General features: G+C 44.1%; 17 protein-coding genes. 14 read left to right on the forward strand and 3 right to left on the reverse strand.

From position 1 onward, the window contains the following. Positions 1-34: 34 nt before the first annotated feature. Genes AC0QH1_RS21805 through AC0QH1_RS21815 form a run of 3 tightly spaced genes read right to left on the reverse strand, consistent with a single transcriptional unit; the run spans position 35 to position 2,844 of the window. Positions 35-676, reverse strand: coding sequence for a hypothetical protein (locus AC0QH1_RS21805; protein ID WP_324633435.1), 642 nt, complete (start codon positions 674-676; stop codon positions 35-37). Positions 677-696: 20 nt separating this feature from the next. After that, on the reverse strand, positions 697-1,110 hold the full coding sequence (locus AC0QH1_RS21810; protein ID WP_324633436.1) for a hypothetical protein: 414 nt from the start codon (positions 1,108-1,110) through the stop codon (positions 697-699). A gap of 27 nt (positions 1,111-1,137) precedes the next feature. Then, positions 1,138-2,844: a hypothetical protein gene (locus AC0QH1_RS21815; RefSeq protein ID WP_324633437.1), complete on the reverse strand. Its 1,707-nt coding sequence runs from the start codon at positions 2,842-2,844 to the stop codon at positions 1,138-1,140. 978 nt (positions 2,845-3,822) lie between these two features. Here AC0QH1_RS21815 and AC0QH1_RS21820 point away from each other — a divergent pair. The 14 genes from AC0QH1_RS21820 (at position 3,823) to AC0QH1_RS21885 (ending at position 17,210) form a co-directional block, all read left to right on the forward strand. Continuing rightward, positions 3,823-4,848, forward strand: coding sequence for a GDP-mannose 4,6-dehydratase (locus AC0QH1_RS21820; protein WP_324633438.1), 1,026 nt, complete (start codon positions 3,823-3,825; stop codon positions 4,846-4,848). After that, on the forward strand, positions 4,845-5,996 hold the full coding sequence (locus AC0QH1_RS21825; protein WP_324633439.1) for a glycosyltransferase family 4 protein: 1,152 nt from the start codon (positions 4,845-4,847) through the stop codon (positions 5,994-5,996). Before AC0QH1_RS21820 ends, AC0QH1_RS21825 begins: the two co-directional genes overlap by 4 nt. Beyond that, positions 5,993-6,598 carry a class I SAM-dependent methyltransferase gene (locus tag AC0QH1_RS21830; RefSeq protein ID WP_324633440.1) on the forward strand — a complete coding sequence of 202 codons (606 nt, stop codon included), beginning with the start codon at positions 5,993-5,995 and terminating at the stop codon, positions 6,596-6,598. The genes AC0QH1_RS21825 and AC0QH1_RS21830 overlap by 4 nt, the downstream gene beginning before the upstream one ends. Further along, the gene (locus AC0QH1_RS21835) at positions 6,595-7,962 is read left to right on the forward strand and encodes a lipopolysaccharide biosynthesis protein (protein WP_324633441.1); all 1,368 of its coding nucleotides are present in this window, start codon (positions 6,595-6,597) and stop codon (positions 7,960-7,962) included. Before AC0QH1_RS21830 ends, AC0QH1_RS21835 begins: the two co-directional genes overlap by 4 nt. Continuing rightward, positions 7,959-8,804 carry a class I SAM-dependent methyltransferase gene (locus AC0QH1_RS21840; protein ID WP_324633442.1) on the forward strand — a complete coding sequence of 282 codons (846 nt, stop codon included), beginning with the start codon at positions 7,959-7,961 and terminating at the stop codon, positions 8,802-8,804. Before AC0QH1_RS21835 ends, AC0QH1_RS21840 begins: the two co-directional genes overlap by 4 nt. A gap of 25 nt (positions 8,805-8,829) precedes the next feature. Further along, complete coding sequence (locus tag AC0QH1_RS21845; protein WP_324633444.1) at positions 8,830-9,945, forward strand: glycosyltransferase family 4 protein; 1,116 nt, start codon at positions 8,830-8,832, stop codon at positions 9,943-9,945. A gap of 51 nt (positions 9,946-9,996) precedes the next feature. Next, positions 9,997-11,250: a glycosyltransferase family 4 protein gene (locus tag AC0QH1_RS21850; RefSeq protein ID WP_324633446.1), complete on the forward strand. Its 1,254-nt coding sequence runs from the start codon at positions 9,997-9,999 to the stop codon at positions 11,248-11,250. Beyond that, the gene (locus AC0QH1_RS21855) at positions 11,231-12,352 is read left to right on the forward strand and encodes a glycosyltransferase family 4 protein (RefSeq protein WP_324633447.1); all 1,122 of its coding nucleotides are present in this window, start codon (positions 11,231-11,233) and stop codon (positions 12,350-12,352) included. The genes AC0QH1_RS21850 and AC0QH1_RS21855 overlap by 20 nt, the downstream gene beginning before the upstream one ends. Before the next feature lie 91 nt (positions 12,353-12,443). After that, positions 12,444-13,034 (forward strand): class I SAM-dependent methyltransferase, encoded by a 591-nt coding sequence (locus AC0QH1_RS21860; protein WP_324633448.1) that lies wholly within the window; start codon positions 12,444-12,446, stop codon positions 13,032-13,034. Positions 13,035-13,101: 67 nt separating this feature from the next. After that, the gene (locus AC0QH1_RS21865) at positions 13,102-13,737 is read left to right on the forward strand and encodes a class I SAM-dependent methyltransferase (protein ID WP_324633449.1); all 636 of its coding nucleotides are present in this window, start codon (positions 13,102-13,104) and stop codon (positions 13,735-13,737) included. 35 nt (positions 13,738-13,772) lie between these two features. After that, entirely contained in the window at positions 13,773-14,957 is a 1,185-nt protein-coding gene (locus AC0QH1_RS21870; RefSeq protein ID WP_324633451.1) for a glycosyltransferase family 4 protein, read from the forward strand. A 4-nt stretch (positions 14,958-14,961) separates the two neighbouring features. Then, on the forward strand, positions 14,962-16,323 hold the full coding sequence (locus tag AC0QH1_RS21875) for a hypothetical protein (protein WP_324633452.1): 1,362 nt from the start codon (positions 14,962-14,964) through the stop codon (positions 16,321-16,323). Positions 16,324-16,346: 23 nt separating this feature from the next. After that, positions 16,347-16,646, forward strand: a complete 300-nt coding sequence (locus tag AC0QH1_RS21880) for a hypothetical protein (RefSeq protein WP_324633454.1) — start codon at positions 16,347-16,349, stop codon at positions 16,644-16,646. Between the two features lie 93 nt (positions 16,647-16,739). Continuing rightward, complete coding sequence (locus AC0QH1_RS21885) at positions 16,740-17,210, forward strand: winged helix-turn-helix domain-containing protein (RefSeq protein WP_324633455.1); 471 nt, start codon at positions 16,740-16,742, stop codon at positions 17,208-17,210. Positions 17,211-17,256: the final 46 nt, after the last annotated feature.

The following is a 17,256-nucleotide window of genomic DNA, read 5'->3' on the forward strand; positions in this document are numbered from 1 at the left end:
CCCACCCTACTCAAAAAGGCTCAGATTTAATTAGCTAAAACGGACAGTCTAAATAACCGCCTACACCGATAATAAAATCATCAAAATCAACGTCTTGTAAATCACTTCTGACTAATGCCGAGCCGGTATCGTCCCAACGCAGGAGCACTCCACCGTCTCCCAAGTCGGTAAAGTTCCCCTGAAATCTGATTTGCTGGTTTCCACCCGGATTTTCCCGATTGATGGAGTAAAGAATACCCACCGGGCGACCGTTTAAGGAAGATTCCAGGTAAAATGCATAGGGGGTATTGGCCTTAAATTCAAAAGCGACTAAGGGCTGGGGAACGGCATTTCCGGGAGTGCCTTTAAAGTCATCGGGGTTGGCTTGACCTGCGTCATCCTGGTAGTTAGATGGGCGCTCCACACTCTGTATGCGATCGGAGGGTCTAACTTCCACCAGCAGGGGCGTTTTTTCCCCGGTTTCTAAATTAACCACTCCAAAGGTGGACTGATAGGCACCGTTGGATTCGAGAAATTCAAATTCAATAATGGTATCGAGTTCAAACAGGATGCTATTATTGTTAAATCTATCTTCAGCGAATGCAGGAGCAGAAAGAGTGTTGAACGAGCAAATCGCAGCAACCGAGGCGATCGCAACTCGGCTTATGGTGCGTTTCAACCCAAGGTGACATTGCATGATGTTACACTTCCTTTTGGTTACCAAGTCCGTAAATTTTGAATTGCTCTGAGTCGTTCTTCTTCGGGAATATCGAGACGACTCAAGAAAGTTTTCGCTTCTTCAAGCAAGCGATTGTATTCAACGCACTCGGCGCTAATACAGACGCCCTCTTCTTCCCTTGGCTGTCTCGTAAACCGTCGGGGAAGAGTAGAGACCTCTTCCACCGAAGCAACACAAGCTGCATAAGCGTCATTTAAGGCTTGTGAAAATTCTCGGGCTTGCGCGAGGGTTTCCGGATCGAGTTGGCTCTCGATTTCAAAGATAGGAGTCGTATCGTTCCAGGTATTGGTGCCGGTCACATCGGACTGGGGAAAAACCGCTCTAGCAGTGACCAGGCACATAGCGGCTGCGATCGCAGAACAACCCAGCGCCCACTTTCTGTAAAGTTTCATCGTCATCTGTTCTCCTATGTTTTCTCCTTAAAAGCGAAAACCCAACCCAGCACCCAATACAAACCGCGCTCCATCCCCTGTCCCGGTAATATCGCGCACGGCTGGTGTAATCACAAATGGAACATTTTTAAACGGGGCGATCGAAGCCCCCACCGCTAAATCTTGACCCGTCCATTCGGCAATGACGCTGACGGGTTTAGCCACCCGCACGGCAACACTGCCAAAAACCCCGATTCCGTCCTCATCATCTTCCAGTGCATCTGCAGTGCGGAATTGCCCATTTCCAACTCCAGCACTCAGTGCAACTCGACTAAAGGGGGAACTAATGGATTCTTGGGTGCGAATCACTTTGCTAACGACGCCATAGACCGAATCTTCAAATCCATCCAGATCGTCGCCTATACTGACAAAACCATTCCATCCCGCCGCCACAGACCAATCATCGGGAAATTGGCGATGCACCTTGACGTTGAATCCACCGGTGCCAAAGTCTCGCCGCGTTCCCAAGCTGGCAAAGGTGTAGCTCAGTTCCACCCCAACGGTTTCCCGAGCATCACCAAATCCAAACCCCAGGGCAAAGGCTGCATCATCGGACTCGGTGTTTCGCACCCGTTGTTGATAGGTGGCAGAAAGATAGCCGGTGTTGCGATCGGCACCATATCCCGTGGGATTGACAATGGTGAGCGACGGTGAGGCTTCAATAATATCCTCAACCACGGCATTTTCTTGCAGTTCTTGCACTTCTTGTTCAAAAACTTGAACGGCTTGTGGATCGGGACGGTAGATATCGGTGCGAGTTTGTGCTATGGTTTCTGAGTAATCGGGAGTAGATTGTACGGCAGCGATCGCCGATGAATCGGATCTGGATTCGGGTTGGGCGATGGGTAAAAGGTCTTTAGCACTGCCTTGTCTGGCGCGATCGCTCACTGGGGCAGGTTGCGGCGTCGGCACCGGAATCGATTGTCCCGATGAAAGGGTGGGTAAGGAACTCGGCGGACGCTCCGGAACCGGCAATACCCGGGTGCGATCGCTCGGTCTTACCGCAACCCGCGTGGAGGCGGCAGGCTGAACCCAATTCTGGTTATCCGGAACGGCAGCGATCGCCGGTGCGGGATTCGCGCGACGTTGCGGAACTCGCAGCAAATCTCTAGCATCCCCCGATCTAACCCGCTCGACTTTCACCCCAGGCCGTTCCATGATTTCAGGTACGGAATTCGTTACGGCTGGTGCGGCAGCTCTGGGGGAAACGCCTCGGTCTCGCATCGCCACCGTTGCTCTAGATACCGGCGAATTTCGAGCCAAGGCACCACTCTCCTGCAATGGCTCGGCACCCAGGGTTTCCGGAGGTGCCACGTTCGCCCAAGGAGAAGCGGCGCTAAACTCTGGAATGAACACCGGAGAACGGCTTTCGCCTTGTAAGCGAATCTCTCGAACGCTATCTAGGTCTCGACGAAGCGACTCGGCAAGCATTTGCTGAGCCGTCTGTTTATTTGTTGCAGCAGCGACAGACGAAGCGAGATCCGTGGCATTCTCTGGCTCAGGCGAGGACACCTGGGTTGCAGATGATGCCATTAACGCCGGATCCTCCTCATCTGGTGCCGCAGCCATCTCATCATCAGTGGTCGGACTCACCGCGAGGTTCGCATTGGCGCGATCCGCACTTTCGGTGTTCGACATTGATGTTGCTAGAAAAGCAACGGTAAATAGGGTAGCCGTAGCAAGTACAAGTCGCATAATCTCAGTATTTCTGTTAATCAGAGATAAACATGCCGATAAATTGAAAAGGAAAAAATAAATGATTACGATGTCTTCCCCGATCTCCTTCTTCCTCTCGGGTGGCTCGGCTAACCACTCATACTCTAATAGAGGGTAACTATCGGGAAAATGTTTCGTTATGGCTCCTTTCACCCTCACAAAACAGGCAAATCAAATGCAATTTTTATCCAGACTTCTCCATGCTGCTATTGGAAAAACTTATACCCATATATTTTCTCAATCTTAGAGTAAAATATCCCCAATGGCATCGTTAGTTTACCATTATAAATTTACTTGTATAGAGAAAAAAGTAATGAGTAATTTACCGAACTGTTTTTGTTAAACTTGTTACTTTTTTGTAGCTCTTCTGAAAATAAATCAGGGGTTGTGCAGGCAGGTAAGAGGCTGGCATACATTACTTCCATGACAAAAAAATATTTGTTTTGAGTTTACATGAAAAATTCACAAAACTTAACAGTAATCGTCGGTGATGTTTGGTTAACTTGCCTAAAGGCTAATAGACGAAAAGCATTTTCTATGCTATTCTGACCGGAAAGTTACCATATTTTTACTTTTTAAGTGAATGCTTGACACCGTAAATGTCGAGGTAAGGAATTTTTATCGGAACCTTTCCGGAAACTCAAAGTCAAAGCTGTACCATACGATAATTGAGGTAGTCAAAAGCCGTATGGGAGCCTTTATATTAAGGAGTCTTTTTACCGATGGAGTCTCCCTAAAATTTTCTGAGGCTGCTCGGAACCTTTCCAGAAACGAAGAGTCAAGACTGTACTATAAAGGAATCGCGCACAACAAACTGCATATCTTGCAGTTTATAAGCACGATTTGTCACAAAAATTGCCGAATTTTATGTCAGTTTTAGAGAAGCCTAACCGCAGGGTTAGAATCAATCGGGTGCGACAAATTGCTCTGATGAAATAGAAAAGAGATGGTACTCCGATGAGTTTAAATGACTATAAACAGCGAAACCCCACTTATTTAATCACCGGCGGCGCGGGCTTTATCGGCTCTCACCTAGCGGAAGCCCTCTTGGCTAAAGGCTGTCGGGTGCTGGTTATCGATAATTTATCCACCGGCAGCCTAGAGAATATTCGACATTTACTCGATCGCCCGGATTTTCACTTTGCGTATTCCGATATCGCAAACGAAATGGTCTTAGACCGATTGGCATCAGAAGCGGATGTTATCGTTCATTTAGCTGCCGCAGTGGGGGTGAAGCTGGTAGTGGAAAATCCGGTTCACACCATTCAGACCAATATTATGGGGACGGAAAAAGTGCTAGAAACCGCCCATCGTTATCAAGCGAAGGTGGTAATTGCCTCCACCTCAGAGGTATATGGGAAAGGACACAGCATTCCGTTTCGCGAAGACGATGATGTAGTCCTCGGGCCAACCAGTCGCAACCGTTGGGGATATGCCGCGTCGAAGATGGTGGATGAGTTTTTAGCGTTGGCGTACTATCACGAGAAAGGATTGCCAGTCGCGATCGCCCGTCTGTTTAATACCGTCGGACCGCGACAAACCGGGCGCTATGGGATGGTGATTCCGCGCTTCGTGCAGCAGGCACTGCGGGGAGAACCCCTGACGGTTTATGGAGACGGACAACAATCTCGCTGTTTCTTGCACGTAGAGGATGCAGTACGGGCGCTGATTGGCTTAGCGGAGTCTCCCGAGGCGATCGGGGAAGTGTTTAATGTGGGGTCACAACAGGAGATTTCGATTCTGGATTTAGCCCAGCAAATTATCGATCGCGTGGGAACTCAAGGAGATGACCGGCGGTCTGAAATCGAAGTGATTCCCTATGGGCAAGCGTATGCCCCTGGGTTTGAAGATATGCAGCGACGCTTCCCGGATATTAGCAAAATTGAGCAGTATCTTGGCTGGAAACCGACGCGATCGCTGGATGAGATTTTGGAGGATGCGATCGAGAGTTTTCAGACTCAAAACACGGTGGTTATCGCATGAAGCTCTTGCTAATCACCGGCATCTTTCCTCCAGATATTGGCGGTCCAGCTACCTACGTGCCGCAGATCGCCAAAGGATTGATGCAACGCGGTCACGAAGTGCGGGTTTTGACCACCAGCGAACCGGAGAATCTTTCTCACGATGAGCGCGAGTATCCCTTTCCAGTGGTGCGGATGAATCGCCGGGTGCCCCTGTGGCGACGACCTTGGGAGTATATCCAGCAGATTCGGCATTATGGAGCGGATGTAGATGTCATCTATGCCAATGGGATATTTTGGGAAACCGCAGTGGCAAATTGGGGATTGCACAAACCGTTGGTGATGAAGGTGGTTGGCGATCCGGCGTGGGAACGAGCGACCAATCGAGGTTGGGTGCAGGACAATTTTGAGGAGTTTCAACAACACAGATATAACCTGAAGGTAGAAACACTCAAGTGGATGCGCTCTTGGAGTGTCCGACAAGCCGATCGCATTATCGTTCCGAGTTGCTACTTGGCTCGCTGGGTTGCTGGGTGGGGGGTGGATAAAGACAGGATTTCTGTTATCTATAATGCGGTAAAGCAATTTCCAGAAATTCACCCCGGTAACCTGCCATTGACTACACCGATTAAGGTGGTGACGGTGGGGCGACTGGTTCCCTGGAAACAGGTGGATAAAATTGTTGAAGCGATCGCACCGTTGAAGCAAGTCGGATTGGTTGTCATTGGAGATGGGCCAGAACGCGGAGGTTTAGAACGCTTGGTGGAAAATTTGGAGATGGGCGATCGGGTGTACTTTGCCGGACAACGCAGTCAAACAGAAATGCTGGGCTTCATGGCTGCGTCGGATTTATTTGTCCTTTATTCCACTTACGAAGGCTTGCCCCATGTGGTACTCGAAGCCATGAGTGTCGGATTGCCCGTAGTGGCAACAGCCGTTGGCGGAACCCCAGAATTAGTCAGGGATGGGGAAAACGGACGGTTAACCGACCCGAAAAGCTATCAAATTTTTGGAAAAATTGTGGCCGAATTAATTGAATCCACTTCCCAAAGACAGCAGCTTGCTGAAGGAGCAAAACGGACTATGGAAGAATTTAGCTTACAGAAAATGGTAGACGATTGTGCAACATTGCTGGAAAGGAAACTTACAACTATCGTTAAAGATGTATGACTACAGATAATTCGTTAATTTTAGAAGTAATTCCTTCCGGTAAGGGAGATGCGCTAGACTTAGGAGGCGGTAGAGGCAAACTTCGAGAACCCTTAGAAAAATTAGGTTATTCTTATATCAACCTTGATACTCGAAAGTTTGACAATGGAGAACCGACAATAGTCGGCGACGCTCATGCCATGCCATTTGAAAATGCCAGCTTTGATTTAGTGATAAGTAAGGATACTTTGGAGCATTTTTTGGATCCGTTTCAATCAGTGAAAGAAGTGTATCGAATTTTAAAACCGGGAGGATTATTTATTATTTGGGTTCCTTGGATGCATCCTTTTCATGGGGATGATTATTGGCGATATAGCCCATTAGGATTGCAGCATTTGCTCAATGAGTTTGAAATAATTTCGTTTGATAGTCCCTTATGGGTGTTTACCGTTGTTGGTTCAGCCGTTACCGAGGCTGCAAAGCGACTCGGATTTCAACTTATAGAGCAACTGATTAAAGCAGGATGCAATTGGTTAGATCGGCGATTTACACAAAATCACAACCGACCCGCTGCTTTTGCTTATCGGCTAGTAACGCGGAAACCAGGACAATCAAACGAATGAGAAAACTCTGGTTCTCACTCAGAGCAATCTGTGCAAACTTCTACGCCAAAGTAATTGGACGCAAATTTGTGCGAAATGTGGGAGTGTTGACGATCGCCAACTTTGTAGGAGCGGGGTTAAGTTTTGCTCAGGGAATTTTGATTGCCCGATGGCTAGGGCCAGAACTTTATGGAGTAACGGCATTAGTGATGACCTATCCGGGTTTGGTATTTACATTTTTTGATGCGAGATCCTCTGAGGCATCTGTCAAATACCTAAGCGAATTTCATGCTCAAGGCGATCGCGATCGGGTGCTGGCGATGTGCAAATTAGGATATCTAATTGATTTGGGAATTGCCTGTATAGCTTTTTTAACCATATTATTCACCGCGACTTGGGCGTCTGAAGCCATTGCTCATCGTCCAGAAGCAGTGGGACTCATTGTCATCTATGCAGCGGCATTTATTCCCCGAGGATTAGTCGGTACTTCTCGTGCAGTTTTGGTGACATTGGGAAAATTTCCTTTGATTGCCTGGATAGAAACTTTCACCACATTTTTGCGCGTGATGTTAGTTTTGGGGTTAGCGAGCGCTGGTTGGCAAGTGGCAGGCGTTGTTTGGGGAAATACCATTGCTATGGCAGTAATGGGATTAGTTAAAGGGGCGATCGGGTGGTTAATGATTTATCGCCACTGGGGGGCATTCCTGACTCAAGGAAAATTACAACATCTCAAACAACAGAGTCAAGAAATATTCAAATTTTTGTTCTACAACAATATCACAGCTCTGATAGGAACTATTCCCAAGCAAATCGATACTTTATTATTAGGCTACTTTCGCAGTCCCTTAGAAGTTGGCTACTATCAACTAGCCAAAAAATTAAGCAGCATCGTTAGCTACTTTGTCGGACCATTACAATCTGTCACCTATCCAGAATTATCAAGACTTTCCGGCTTAGGCAAGATATCTGCTATTCAAAATAAAGTTAAAAAACTAGCCTTTCAGATAGGAATACCCTTGGGATTGACTGTTTTGGCTTTCACCCTAATCCTACCTAGGGGATTAACCATATTTTTTGGGAATGAATACCAACCGGCTACTCAAGCTATCCAGCTTTTATTTTTAGGTGCCGCGATTTGGCTAACCTTCTTTTGGCTAAAACCAGTGTTTATGGCCACCGGTGAAATGAAATTTTGGGCGAGTAACTCCGCCTTAGTTGTGATACTTACTTTAGCAGGATTTGCGATGGCAATTCCTTTAGGCGGATATGTTGGTTTGGCATGGGTATGGCTGATTACTGGTGGGTTGGGAGGGCATTTATTTGCCACCATTTATCTTCTTTACAAGTGGAAAAACGCTACTGCTGTTCCTGGAGAGTTAAAATGAGCGCAAAAGTCAAAAACTTCTACGAAACTTATCCCGATCGCATTTTTGATAAAAGATACAATTCGCCTTACTGGCTGCGAAGCTATACTCACCGCCAAATTTATGACCAATTTTTACCTTATCTCAAAAAAGGGATGCAGGTACTTGATGCCGGTTGTGGAGAAGGCGTACTCAGTTGCTTAATCGCACAGCAAGGGATTGATGTGGTTGGAGTTGATTTATCTGCACCCAATATCGAGGCGGCTGGTCGTTTAGCTTATCAGTGGAATGTTAACCCTAAGTTTTTGCAAGGAGACGCGGAAAATATCCCCTTTTCAGACAATAGCTTTGATGTAGTAATTAGTTCCCACGTACTCGAACATTTACCCGATTTGCATCAGGGATTGCGCGAGTTGTACCGTGTAACCCGGAGTGTGGCGCTGATTGCCATGCCTACTTGCTTAAATCCGGCTTGTTGGGTACTGCTGGGTGGCGATCGCTATTGGAAATTAGGCAGGCGATCGCTCATGGCAATGCCCATTGGCTTGAGTAAAACAATTGTTGCTTGGTTATCAGGAAAAGAAGGTCCCGATGAAGGATATGCAGGAAATAACGAGTTACCCCATATTTGGCGCTTCCCTTGGGTCATGCGTCAGCAAATAGAAAGTGTTGGTTTCCAAATTGAGAAGTTTGAAGCAGGGCCACTTATTTTTCCTTACCTAACACAATATATTCCGCCATTGCAGTCGGTTCAGATTGCTATAGATACATATCGCGATCGACCGTTACTGCATAACTTTGGCTATGGCAGTATGGCGGTTTGCTACAAGAAAAGCATCAGTGATTCATCCTCAAAATTTTAGGAGCAGTTTTAGCTGAAATGAAACCATGAGAATTGCTTGTCTGACCACCAGCTTGTCCCTTGATAACGGATGGGGGCGTTATTCCTACGAAATTATTAGACGGCTTCCTGACTATGGAATAGAACCTGTCGTTTTTCTGGATATTTCTGCTCCCAAAGCCAATCAAGATGGGTTCAAAAGCTACTCCGTTCTCCGTTCCTTTTCCAACGGCATCCGCAAACCGATTAATTTACAATGGGACTGGTTGAAAATTCGCTCCAAAATTAGCAACTGTCACATAGTCCACTGTTTTGCCGAACCCTTTATGCCTTTAGCCTATCTTGCGGCTTCAAGAAATCCAAAAAAATTGCTGGTTAATGCAGTCGGAACCTATGCTTTCTCTAGTCTTAATCAAAAAAATAGTAATCTCTACTACCAAGCTTATAAATTAGCAGAGAGTATTCCGACTATCAGTCATTATGTCGCCAGACTAATAAACGAACGACTACCAGAATTTGCGGATAAATTACAAGTAATTCCTTTAGGAGTCAACACAGAACATATTCAGTTATTTCCCAACCATCAGCAGTTCCCTAAACGCGAGAACGCTTTTTTAGCAGTCGGTCAAGTCAAAGCCAGGAAGGGAACCTTGCAAGCTGTTGAAGCCCTGGCAAAAGTGGTTGAGAAGTTTCCAGAGGCTAAACTGTATATTGCTGGCTCTATTGCTCAGACCAACTATGTCCAACAAGTGAAAAATAAGATTAATGAAAACAATCTTGAAAACCATGTATATTTTTTAGGAACTGTCTCCACAGAAGAACTCAATTACTACTACAGTAGAGTTCGCGGTCTGGTGATGCCTTCGATGAATGTCGGTAATAGTTTTGAAGGGTTTGGTCTGGTTCACTTAGAAGCAAATTCATTTGGAGTGCCTTCTATAGGATCGTTAGACTGCGGCAATGAAGATGCGATTAAAGATGGATACAGTGGCTTTTTAGTAGAGCAAGGAAATACTGATGCGATCGCGCAATCCATGATGAAGTTACTAGACCCTAGTTTTGACTGGTCTTCAATGTCTCGTAATGCCATAAATTTCGCTCAAAGTATGTCGTGGAACAAAGTAGTTGAATCCTACGTTAATCTTTATCAATCTATAGCGTAAACTAGATAATTTGTTTAACTTAATTTAAAGCTAATATCGCCAAATAAAGCCGTGAAAAATCAAGAATATGTTCGCACACAAACCTTGGGAAACAGCAAAAATTCCCCAAACATAGCTTGTTGCTGGATAGGTGGCGCTCGCTATAGCCATCCCCTAGATAAAACGAGCGAAAAAAAATTTCGCGCTCTCAAGCCATTAGGAGAGTTATTTATAATCGGCTTTTCTCCAAACATTCTCCCGCGCCAGTTTACCGAACACGCTCACTTTTATTTAATGCCTCAGCTACCTTGGGCTATCCTGCGCTATGCAGAAATGTTAATTCTGGGGACAATTCTAACTCTGTGGATAATTTTCCGAAATCGGGTACAAATTTTGGTGGCTCAAAGTCCCTATGAAGGGGTGGCCGCTGCTTTAGCAAAAAAGATGGCTAGTTGCTTTGGGCGAAAGGTAGTGTTAGTGGTGGAAAGCCACGGTGATTTTGAAGAAAGCCTATTTTTACAAAAGCAGATTCGATTCACGGGCATTTATCGCTTATTGATGAGATATGCGGCGAATTTTACCCTGAACAGTGCTGACTTACTCCGCTCAGTGTCTCATGTTACGGGGCAACAATTACAGCGATGGTTGAGTGACAAGTCAATTGTACAATTTCCTACCTGGACAGACATAGAAACATTTTTAAATGTTAGCGTTCCAAGGAATGAGCCTGAATCCCCAAAAGTTGTTTATGCTGGCGTCTTAACTTATTTAAAAGGTCTTACTCATCTAGTCAACGCTTTTGCCAGTATTGCCCAAGATTTTACGCAAACAAAGTTAGTAATTATTGGACGTGAGGATGACAAAACCTATGCTGACCAGTTGAAAGCGCAAGTTCGCAAGTTGGGGTTAGAAAGTCAGGTTCAATTTATCTCGCAACTGGAGCAGCCAGAGTTAGCAAAGTACATGAGTCAGGCGTCAGTTTTTGTGCTGCCCTCCCTCTCGGAAGGACTTGGACGAGTCGTTCTAGAAGCAATGGCAACTGGGACACCTGCGATCGCCAGTAAGGTGGGTGGGATTCCCGACATAGTGCAGGAAGGCATTAATGGATTTCTCGTGCCTCCAGGAGATGAAAAAGCTCTCGCCGAACGCTTGCGCTGGATGCTAGAACATCCCACTGAGGCCAAAGAAATGGGACGCTATGCTCGTGCTTTTGCAGAGCAATTCTTTTCCACAGAAGGCTACGTGCAAGGATATGGCAAGATTTTTGAGGCCGCACAAGAGTTGCTAAACCAAGGAGGAATGAATCATGCGCCTTCTACTTTTTAATTTGGCAACTGATGTTGATGACCCCATTTTAGGGTTTGCCACTCGTTGGATAGCGGCCCTGGCAGAACACGTGGAGTCCATTGACGTGATTACCATGCGATCGGGCAAGATTGAAGTTCCGCAAAATGTCTGGGTACACTCCGTTGGTAAGGAAAAAGGATATAGCGAACCCCGAAGGGCGATCGAATTCTATCGTATTTTAGGCAGGTTACTAGCAGAGCAGCATTATGATGCTTGCTTTGCTCACATGATGCCTCTATTTGCGGTGATGGCCGCTCCTTTTCTTCGCTTAAAAAAGATTCATACCGTTTTATGGTACACCCATAAATCAGTAACGCCAATTCTACGTTTAGCAACAGTTTGTGTCGATCGCGTGGTCACGGCTTCCAAAGAAAGTTTTCGGATTCCCAGCAGTAAAGTTAGAGTTATTGGTCATGGCATCGACACAGAAAAGTTTGTTCCTAAACGAGATCATTTGTCTGTGCCTCTTGTTCCCCCCTTTCCAAAGGGGGGGCTAGGGGGGGATCGAAGTTCAAGGCAACGTCCTTTTACAATTCTGACCGTGGGGCGTCTGTCCCCTATCAAACGAGTCGAGTTACTGGTTGAAGCGATCGCTTTATTGCGCGAAAAAAAGCCCGATATGTCTGTTTGCCTAAAAATCGTCGGGGGACCAGCAAGCGAGTCAGACAAACTTTATGAAGATGAATTAAAGAATCAGGTGGAGCAGTATCAGTTGCAAGATACAGTGTTTTGGGCGGGAAGTATCCCCTTTCCCCAAGTCGTTGATTACTATCAACAAGCTGACTGCTTTGTCAACTTGTGCCCTACTGGTGGGATGGATAAGGCGGTTTTAGAGGCGATGAGTTGCGAATTAGTTGTTGTTGTCGCTAATCAGACCTTTATTCGAGTTATGGGAACAGCATTAGCGAATACCTGGGTAATTGATGGAAGTACAGAAAAATTGTGCGATCGCCTCTTGCTGTTATTATCCATGACTGAAACTTACCAAAATGAAATGGCTACAAAACTGAGAAATATCGTAGTTACTCATCACAGCCTAACTGGATTAGTAGCAAATTTAATTGAACAATTTGTCACATGAAAAAATAATCAAAATTATTTGAGGGGTTTTTATGAAATTTAAATAAGTTATTTACTGGCTATGGAAAGGCAAGTCAATCGCCCGTGTTAGAATGAACTCGATTATTCGCGAACGAGTCAAAATACAGGGTCGGATATTGGATTTGGGTGGAGGCGATCGACCGTCATATCGGCTATTGTTAGAATCTCAAGTAACTGAATGGGTCACGGCTGATATTGTGCCTGATAATAAACCAACAGTCCTATGCAACCTCGAACAACCTCTGCCTTTTGAAGACTCTGAGTTTGATGCTGTCATTGCGTTTAATCTTCTAGAGCATATTTACAATCACCAGCCGTTGATTGGCGAAATGTACCGAATACTAAAACCCGGAGGTAATTGTGAAGTGATGGTGCCATTCCTTATTAATATTCATGGCGATCCTCATGATTATTTTCGATACACTGAAAGCAGCCTAAATAAATTGTTCAAACACGCTGGTTTTGCCAAAATTGATGTAATCCCATTGGGGGGCATTTTCCAATCAGCATTTCAGATAATCCACCCGTTATTTAAAGGCAAAATTTTAAATACTATAGGTGGAACTTGTGCAATTGGTTTAGATAATGTACTTAAAAATCTCAAAAAAAGTAATTTTGAAAACAGATGGGTGCTTATGTACTACTTAACAGCAAAAAAATAAAATAATAAATTCGTGAATCTTATTATACTATATACTATTGGCGATACGTTAGTTGGAGCGATTTATTATGAAGAAAAATAATTATTTAAAAAAAAGCTACGACTACGAAGGTAGATTTGGGTCATATTGGCATCAAATTAATGAGATTTTCACTTTAGTTAATCCTGGGCAAACCATTTTAGAGGTAGGGCCAGGAAACAATTTTATGAGTCACTATGTATCTCAAAGAAACATTGGAGTTGAAACCTTAGATATCATAACAGAAACCAATCCTACATATGTTGGTGATGTCACTCAAATACCTTGTAAAGAAAACCAATTTGATTGCGTATGTGCATTTCAGGTACTAGAACATCAGCCCTTTGAACTACTTCAACCGAGTTTAATAGAAATGTTAAGAGTCTCTAAACAATACCTATTGTTTAGCGTTCCAGATGTGCGTTGGTTTCTGAGTCTGGATCTCAGAATTTTTTCCAGTCGTAACGCTATCCGACAAATTGTCAGTTTTCCTAGACTAACTAACAGAGTCCTGAAGGTTCCACAAAGTGCCAAAGACCATCATTGGGAAATCGGACGTCCGGGGTGTTCGTTAGCAACAATTTTGAGGGAAATCGCAGCAGTTGAATCTCTCCAGTTACAAAACCATTACAGAGTTCCTTCAAACCCAATCCACCATCTATTTGTTATCTCAAAAAAAGTATGATTTCCCAACGACTGGTTTACATTGCAAATGCTCGAATGCCAACGGAAAAAGCACACGGTTATCAAATTTGCAAAATGTGCGAAGCCTTCGGACAGCAAGGTTTAGATGTGCTACTACTGCACCCCGATCGCCATCAACCCAATAGCAGTCTGCAAACTACCAGCGTGTTTGATTACTACGGGATTACATCCACATTTAAGATCCAGACGCTTCCTAATTGGGACGTGGTTAGATTAATTAAATTTATTCCCGATCGAGCTTTTGCACTGTTCTTTTTTACTCATGCTTTTCTGTGGGCATTTTATGCTGCCTGGGTAGCTGGCCGAGAAAAAGCAGATTTGTATTATACCCGCGACATTAGTCTGGCTTTCTGGTTAGTGCGACTAGGACTACCAACGATTTACGAAGCTCATGTGGTTCCAAAAAGAGGGCAACGAGCGCTCCTACGTCAACTCACTCAAAATTCAGTATTGCAGCTTGTGGTCGTACTCACCTCATTTATCAAAAAAGAATTTGTGGCAATGGGGTTTCCTGCTGAAAAAGTTATCGTTCATCCTGATGCAGTGGACTTGTCTCTATTTGCCGATTTGCCAGATAAACAAGAATGCCGAAAACGCGTCGGACTTCCCTTAGAACGTCCGATTATTGGCTACATCGGACGCTTTCGCACAATGGAAATGGAAAAAGGCATACCGGAACTGGTAGAGGCAATGGCTCAGTTGCCACTTCTCGATGGTCAAGAACCTTTACTGTTATGCGTGGGTGGCCCGATGGAAGCTGTCCCCAGTTATCTTGAGCTTGCTCATCGTTTAGGCGTTCCCGAACATCGTCTTCAGTTTGTCGATCGCGTCCCCAATAATCAGGTGCCTCTTTGGATGCGTGCTTGTGACGTAGTAACAATTCCTTGGCAGTGGACGGAATTTTCCGCCTATTTTACTTCGCCAATGAAACTATTTGAATATATGGCAGCAGGAGTACCGATAGTTGCCAGCAACTTGCCATCAATTCGCGAAGTCTTGCAACATAAAGAAAATGCCTGGTTAGTGAAACCAGGAGATGCCTTAGCATTGGCTAATGCTCTAAAAACTATCTTGAGCGATCGCTCTACTGGTGAAAAATTCGTTGAAAACGCCAGACGGCAAGTCCGAGAATATACCTGGATAGAACGAACTCAAAAAGTGCTGAAATTTGTCCAACCATCTTCGAGCGAGCATATTTAATCGAATGTTCAACAAAGCGATCGGAAAAGTTGCCAAGTTTTCACTGTGGGTGGGATTTGTACTGATAGTAGTAACGATGGCCGCCCATTTTGCTGAACATCCCCAGTCTCCATTTCTGCCATCTACAGAAATCTCTATTCAAGGTGCAATTGTGCCTCTAATACTTGCCTATTCTATTGGATTGGGAATTGTCTCCAGTCGCCGATCGCCCAAAAATGCCCTAGATTTGTTCACAATTGCCTTTCTCTTGCGAATTCTTATTAGCTTATTGTTAACCTATGCTTATCAAGAACAAGATGAGCAGATATTACACGAAAAGGCAACAGACCTCCTTTCCCTGTCATTTACAGATGTCTTAGGAGATGGATATGTTGCAGTGGTTTCACTTTTATATATAGCGTTCGGATCTAACTTGCTGCTGCCCAAAATTTTCAATTCAACATTGGGCAGTCTGATGCCTTTTTTTATTTGCGATATAACTTATAAAATTTATCCGGATATAAACTCTGCCAGTCGAGCGCTGAATTTTTGCATTTTTCTTCCGCCGCTGTTATTTTATTCTGCCATGAACCTCAAGGAATTGCCTTGTGCTTTCCTGCTAATTCTAACATTGTGGGGACTGTTAGTGCCCTCTTGGATGCTGGGAACGCGCCTGATTTTTGCGCTGCTCTGCGTAGGAATCACTGCTTTTATCCGGGGGGGCTGGGCACTTTTTCCTCTAATAGCTGTGGTTTTTTATTTAATTTTTGGTCAAGGAGAATGGAAAATTCGTAATTTTTTATCTTGGCAACGAATTTTAATGATAGCGGTTGTTGGCGGAGTAGTTTTTTTTGTAATGCGACCTTTTTTAAATACGGCTATAGAACACATTAATAATCGAATCTTTATCGGTGCTACAGCTTCTTGGGGCACTTTGCAAACAGCCAATTCATCAGTAACCAGGTCTTTCCTCGATATTGACCAGCCTTGGTCTTTGAGAAATATTCTGATTCAAGTAAGTCGCGCTCCTTTTTCTCCATCTCCTCTGGTGATTTTTGGAGACTTCAATTTTTCTACGTTTGTAATTGGTTTAATTGGGTTGACTCAATATTTGATGATGCCATTTTTTTTAAAAGGAATTTTATGCTTTTGGAAAAACAGTGAGTTTTGTGTTGTTGGTCTAGTAGAAATAGCCATGCAAGTGACGATTGGTTTGTCTCTGATGTTGGGGTTGACTATACATCGTCAAAGCATACCTCATTTTGCTCTTTTATACATTTTGTCTAGTGTGGGTCAAGAAACTAGCCAAAAATACAACTTTATTCTCAAGGGATGGTGGATCGCAGCCATTGCTTATTCTGCAATTTATATTGTAACCAAGTTCTAAATTATAGCGATTCAAAATCACTTATGCAACTTGGGAATGAGTCTAATACAATAGAAGATCGAGTGATTTTTTTAGGGTGCAACATGGTTGGTGAAAAGGATTATCTCGATGTACAAGAACATATTCAGGAAGTGGAAAAGTTTCTTTCCACTTGTAAAGATATCAGAAAATGGAAGAGAGCGGAGGCAGTTAGACTAAGATGTTCGGGCTTCTCTTATAAAAAAAATAAAGAGAGAGTAAGAGTGTTCCAGAGCTTTATTGTCCAGCAAAAAAACGATGAAAAACGAAGTATTTCCGGACTTAAACTTGCTTGCAATAGGTAAAAACTTTATTCAAAGCAAGGTAAAATAAAAAATATTCACTGGCTTATAGAGCTTTCATGGAGACAAAATATTTTTGAGATATAACAGTATATTATGGAAAAGTATGATGCAGTCTTTAAATCAAGAGGAAGTTATTATAACATTCTAAAATCTGCCAGAATAACTTGGCAAAAAGCCAATCAAAAGCATCCCAGACAGGATCCGGAACAGGTCAGAGCAAGAAATCAAGAAATAGCTGATTTACTGGAAGAACTAAAACCACAGATAGAGTCTGGAGAGCTTGCTGTGTATTCAGTAAATGAATGTCACCTCTTGGGAGATGATGGGGTTGGATACCTATGGGCAGATAAAAAAGATAGAGGATTTGTAGACATACCCAATCAACGCGATCGTCAAACTTATTATAAAGCCTTAAACTTGCTGACCAACAACTTTATTGTGAGTCCTTATGAAGGAGGCAATGGAAAAAACACAGTGAAATTTTTAGAGGAACTTAAAAAACATCATCCGCCTCACCAGAAGTTTTTATTGATTGGGGAGGGTGCCAGCTATCATAGAGGATAAGAAATGAAAGAGTTTTTGAGAGCCGAAAATGACGGTAAAGATAAAA

Source organism: Phormidium sp. CCY1219 (assembly GCF_055795085.1).

What these genes read in the sequence shown, in the direction of transcription:
- AC0QH1_RS21875 (WP_324633452.1), top strand. Translation starts at nt 14,962, where the DNA reads ATGTTCAACAAAGCGATCGGAAAAGTTGCCAAGTTTTCACTGTGGGTG.
- AC0QH1_RS21820 (WP_324633438.1), top strand. Translation starts at nt 3,823, where the DNA reads ATGAGTTTAAATGACTATAAACAGCGAAACCCCACTTATTTAATCACC.
- AC0QH1_RS21810 (WP_324633436.1), bottom strand. Translation starts at nt 1,110, where the DNA reads ATGAAACTTTACAGAAAGTGGGCGCTGGGTTGTTCTGCGATCGCAGCC.
- AC0QH1_RS21865 (WP_324633449.1), top strand. Translation starts at nt 13,102, where the DNA reads ATGAAGAAAAATAATTATTTAAAAAAAAGCTACGACTACGAAGGTAGA.
- AC0QH1_RS21835 (WP_324633441.1), top strand. Translation starts at nt 6,595, where the DNA reads ATGAGAAAACTCTGGTTCTCACTCAGAGCAATCTGTGCAAACTTCTAC.
- AC0QH1_RS21870 (WP_324633451.1), top strand. Translation starts at nt 13,773, where the DNA reads ATGCCAACGGAAAAAGCACACGGTTATCAAATTTGCAAAATGTGCGAA.
- AC0QH1_RS21840 (WP_324633442.1), top strand. Translation starts at nt 7,959, where the DNA reads ATGAGCGCAAAAGTCAAAAACTTCTACGAAACTTATCCCGATCGCATT.
- AC0QH1_RS21845 (WP_324633444.1), top strand. Translation starts at nt 8,830, where the DNA reads ATGAGAATTGCTTGTCTGACCACCAGCTTGTCCCTTGATAACGGATGG.
- AC0QH1_RS21805 (WP_324633435.1), bottom strand. Translation starts at nt 676, where the DNA reads ATGCAATGTCACCTTGGGTTGAAACGCACCATAAGCCGAGTTGCGATC.
- AC0QH1_RS21830 (WP_324633440.1), top strand. Translation starts at nt 5,993, where the DNA reads ATGACTACAGATAATTCGTTAATTTTAGAAGTAATTCCTTCCGGTAAG.
- AC0QH1_RS21860 (WP_324633448.1), top strand. Translation starts at nt 12,444, where the DNA reads ATGAACTCGATTATTCGCGAACGAGTCAAAATACAGGGTCGGATATTG.
- AC0QH1_RS21825 (WP_324633439.1), top strand. Translation starts at nt 4,845, where the DNA reads ATGAAGCTCTTGCTAATCACCGGCATCTTTCCTCCAGATATTGGCGGT.
- AC0QH1_RS21855 (WP_324633447.1), top strand. Translation starts at nt 11,231, where the DNA reads ATGCGCCTTCTACTTTTTAATTTGGCAACTGATGTTGATGACCCCATT.
- AC0QH1_RS21885 (WP_324633455.1), top strand. Translation starts at nt 16,740, where the DNA reads ATGGAAAAGTATGATGCAGTCTTTAAATCAAGAGGAAGTTATTATAAC.
- AC0QH1_RS21880 (WP_324633454.1), top strand. Translation starts at nt 16,347, where the DNA reads ATGCAACTTGGGAATGAGTCTAATACAATAGAAGATCGAGTGATTTTT.
- AC0QH1_RS21815 (WP_324633437.1), bottom strand. Translation starts at nt 2,844, where the DNA reads ATGCGACTTGTACTTGCTACGGCTACCCTATTTACCGTTGCTTTTCTA.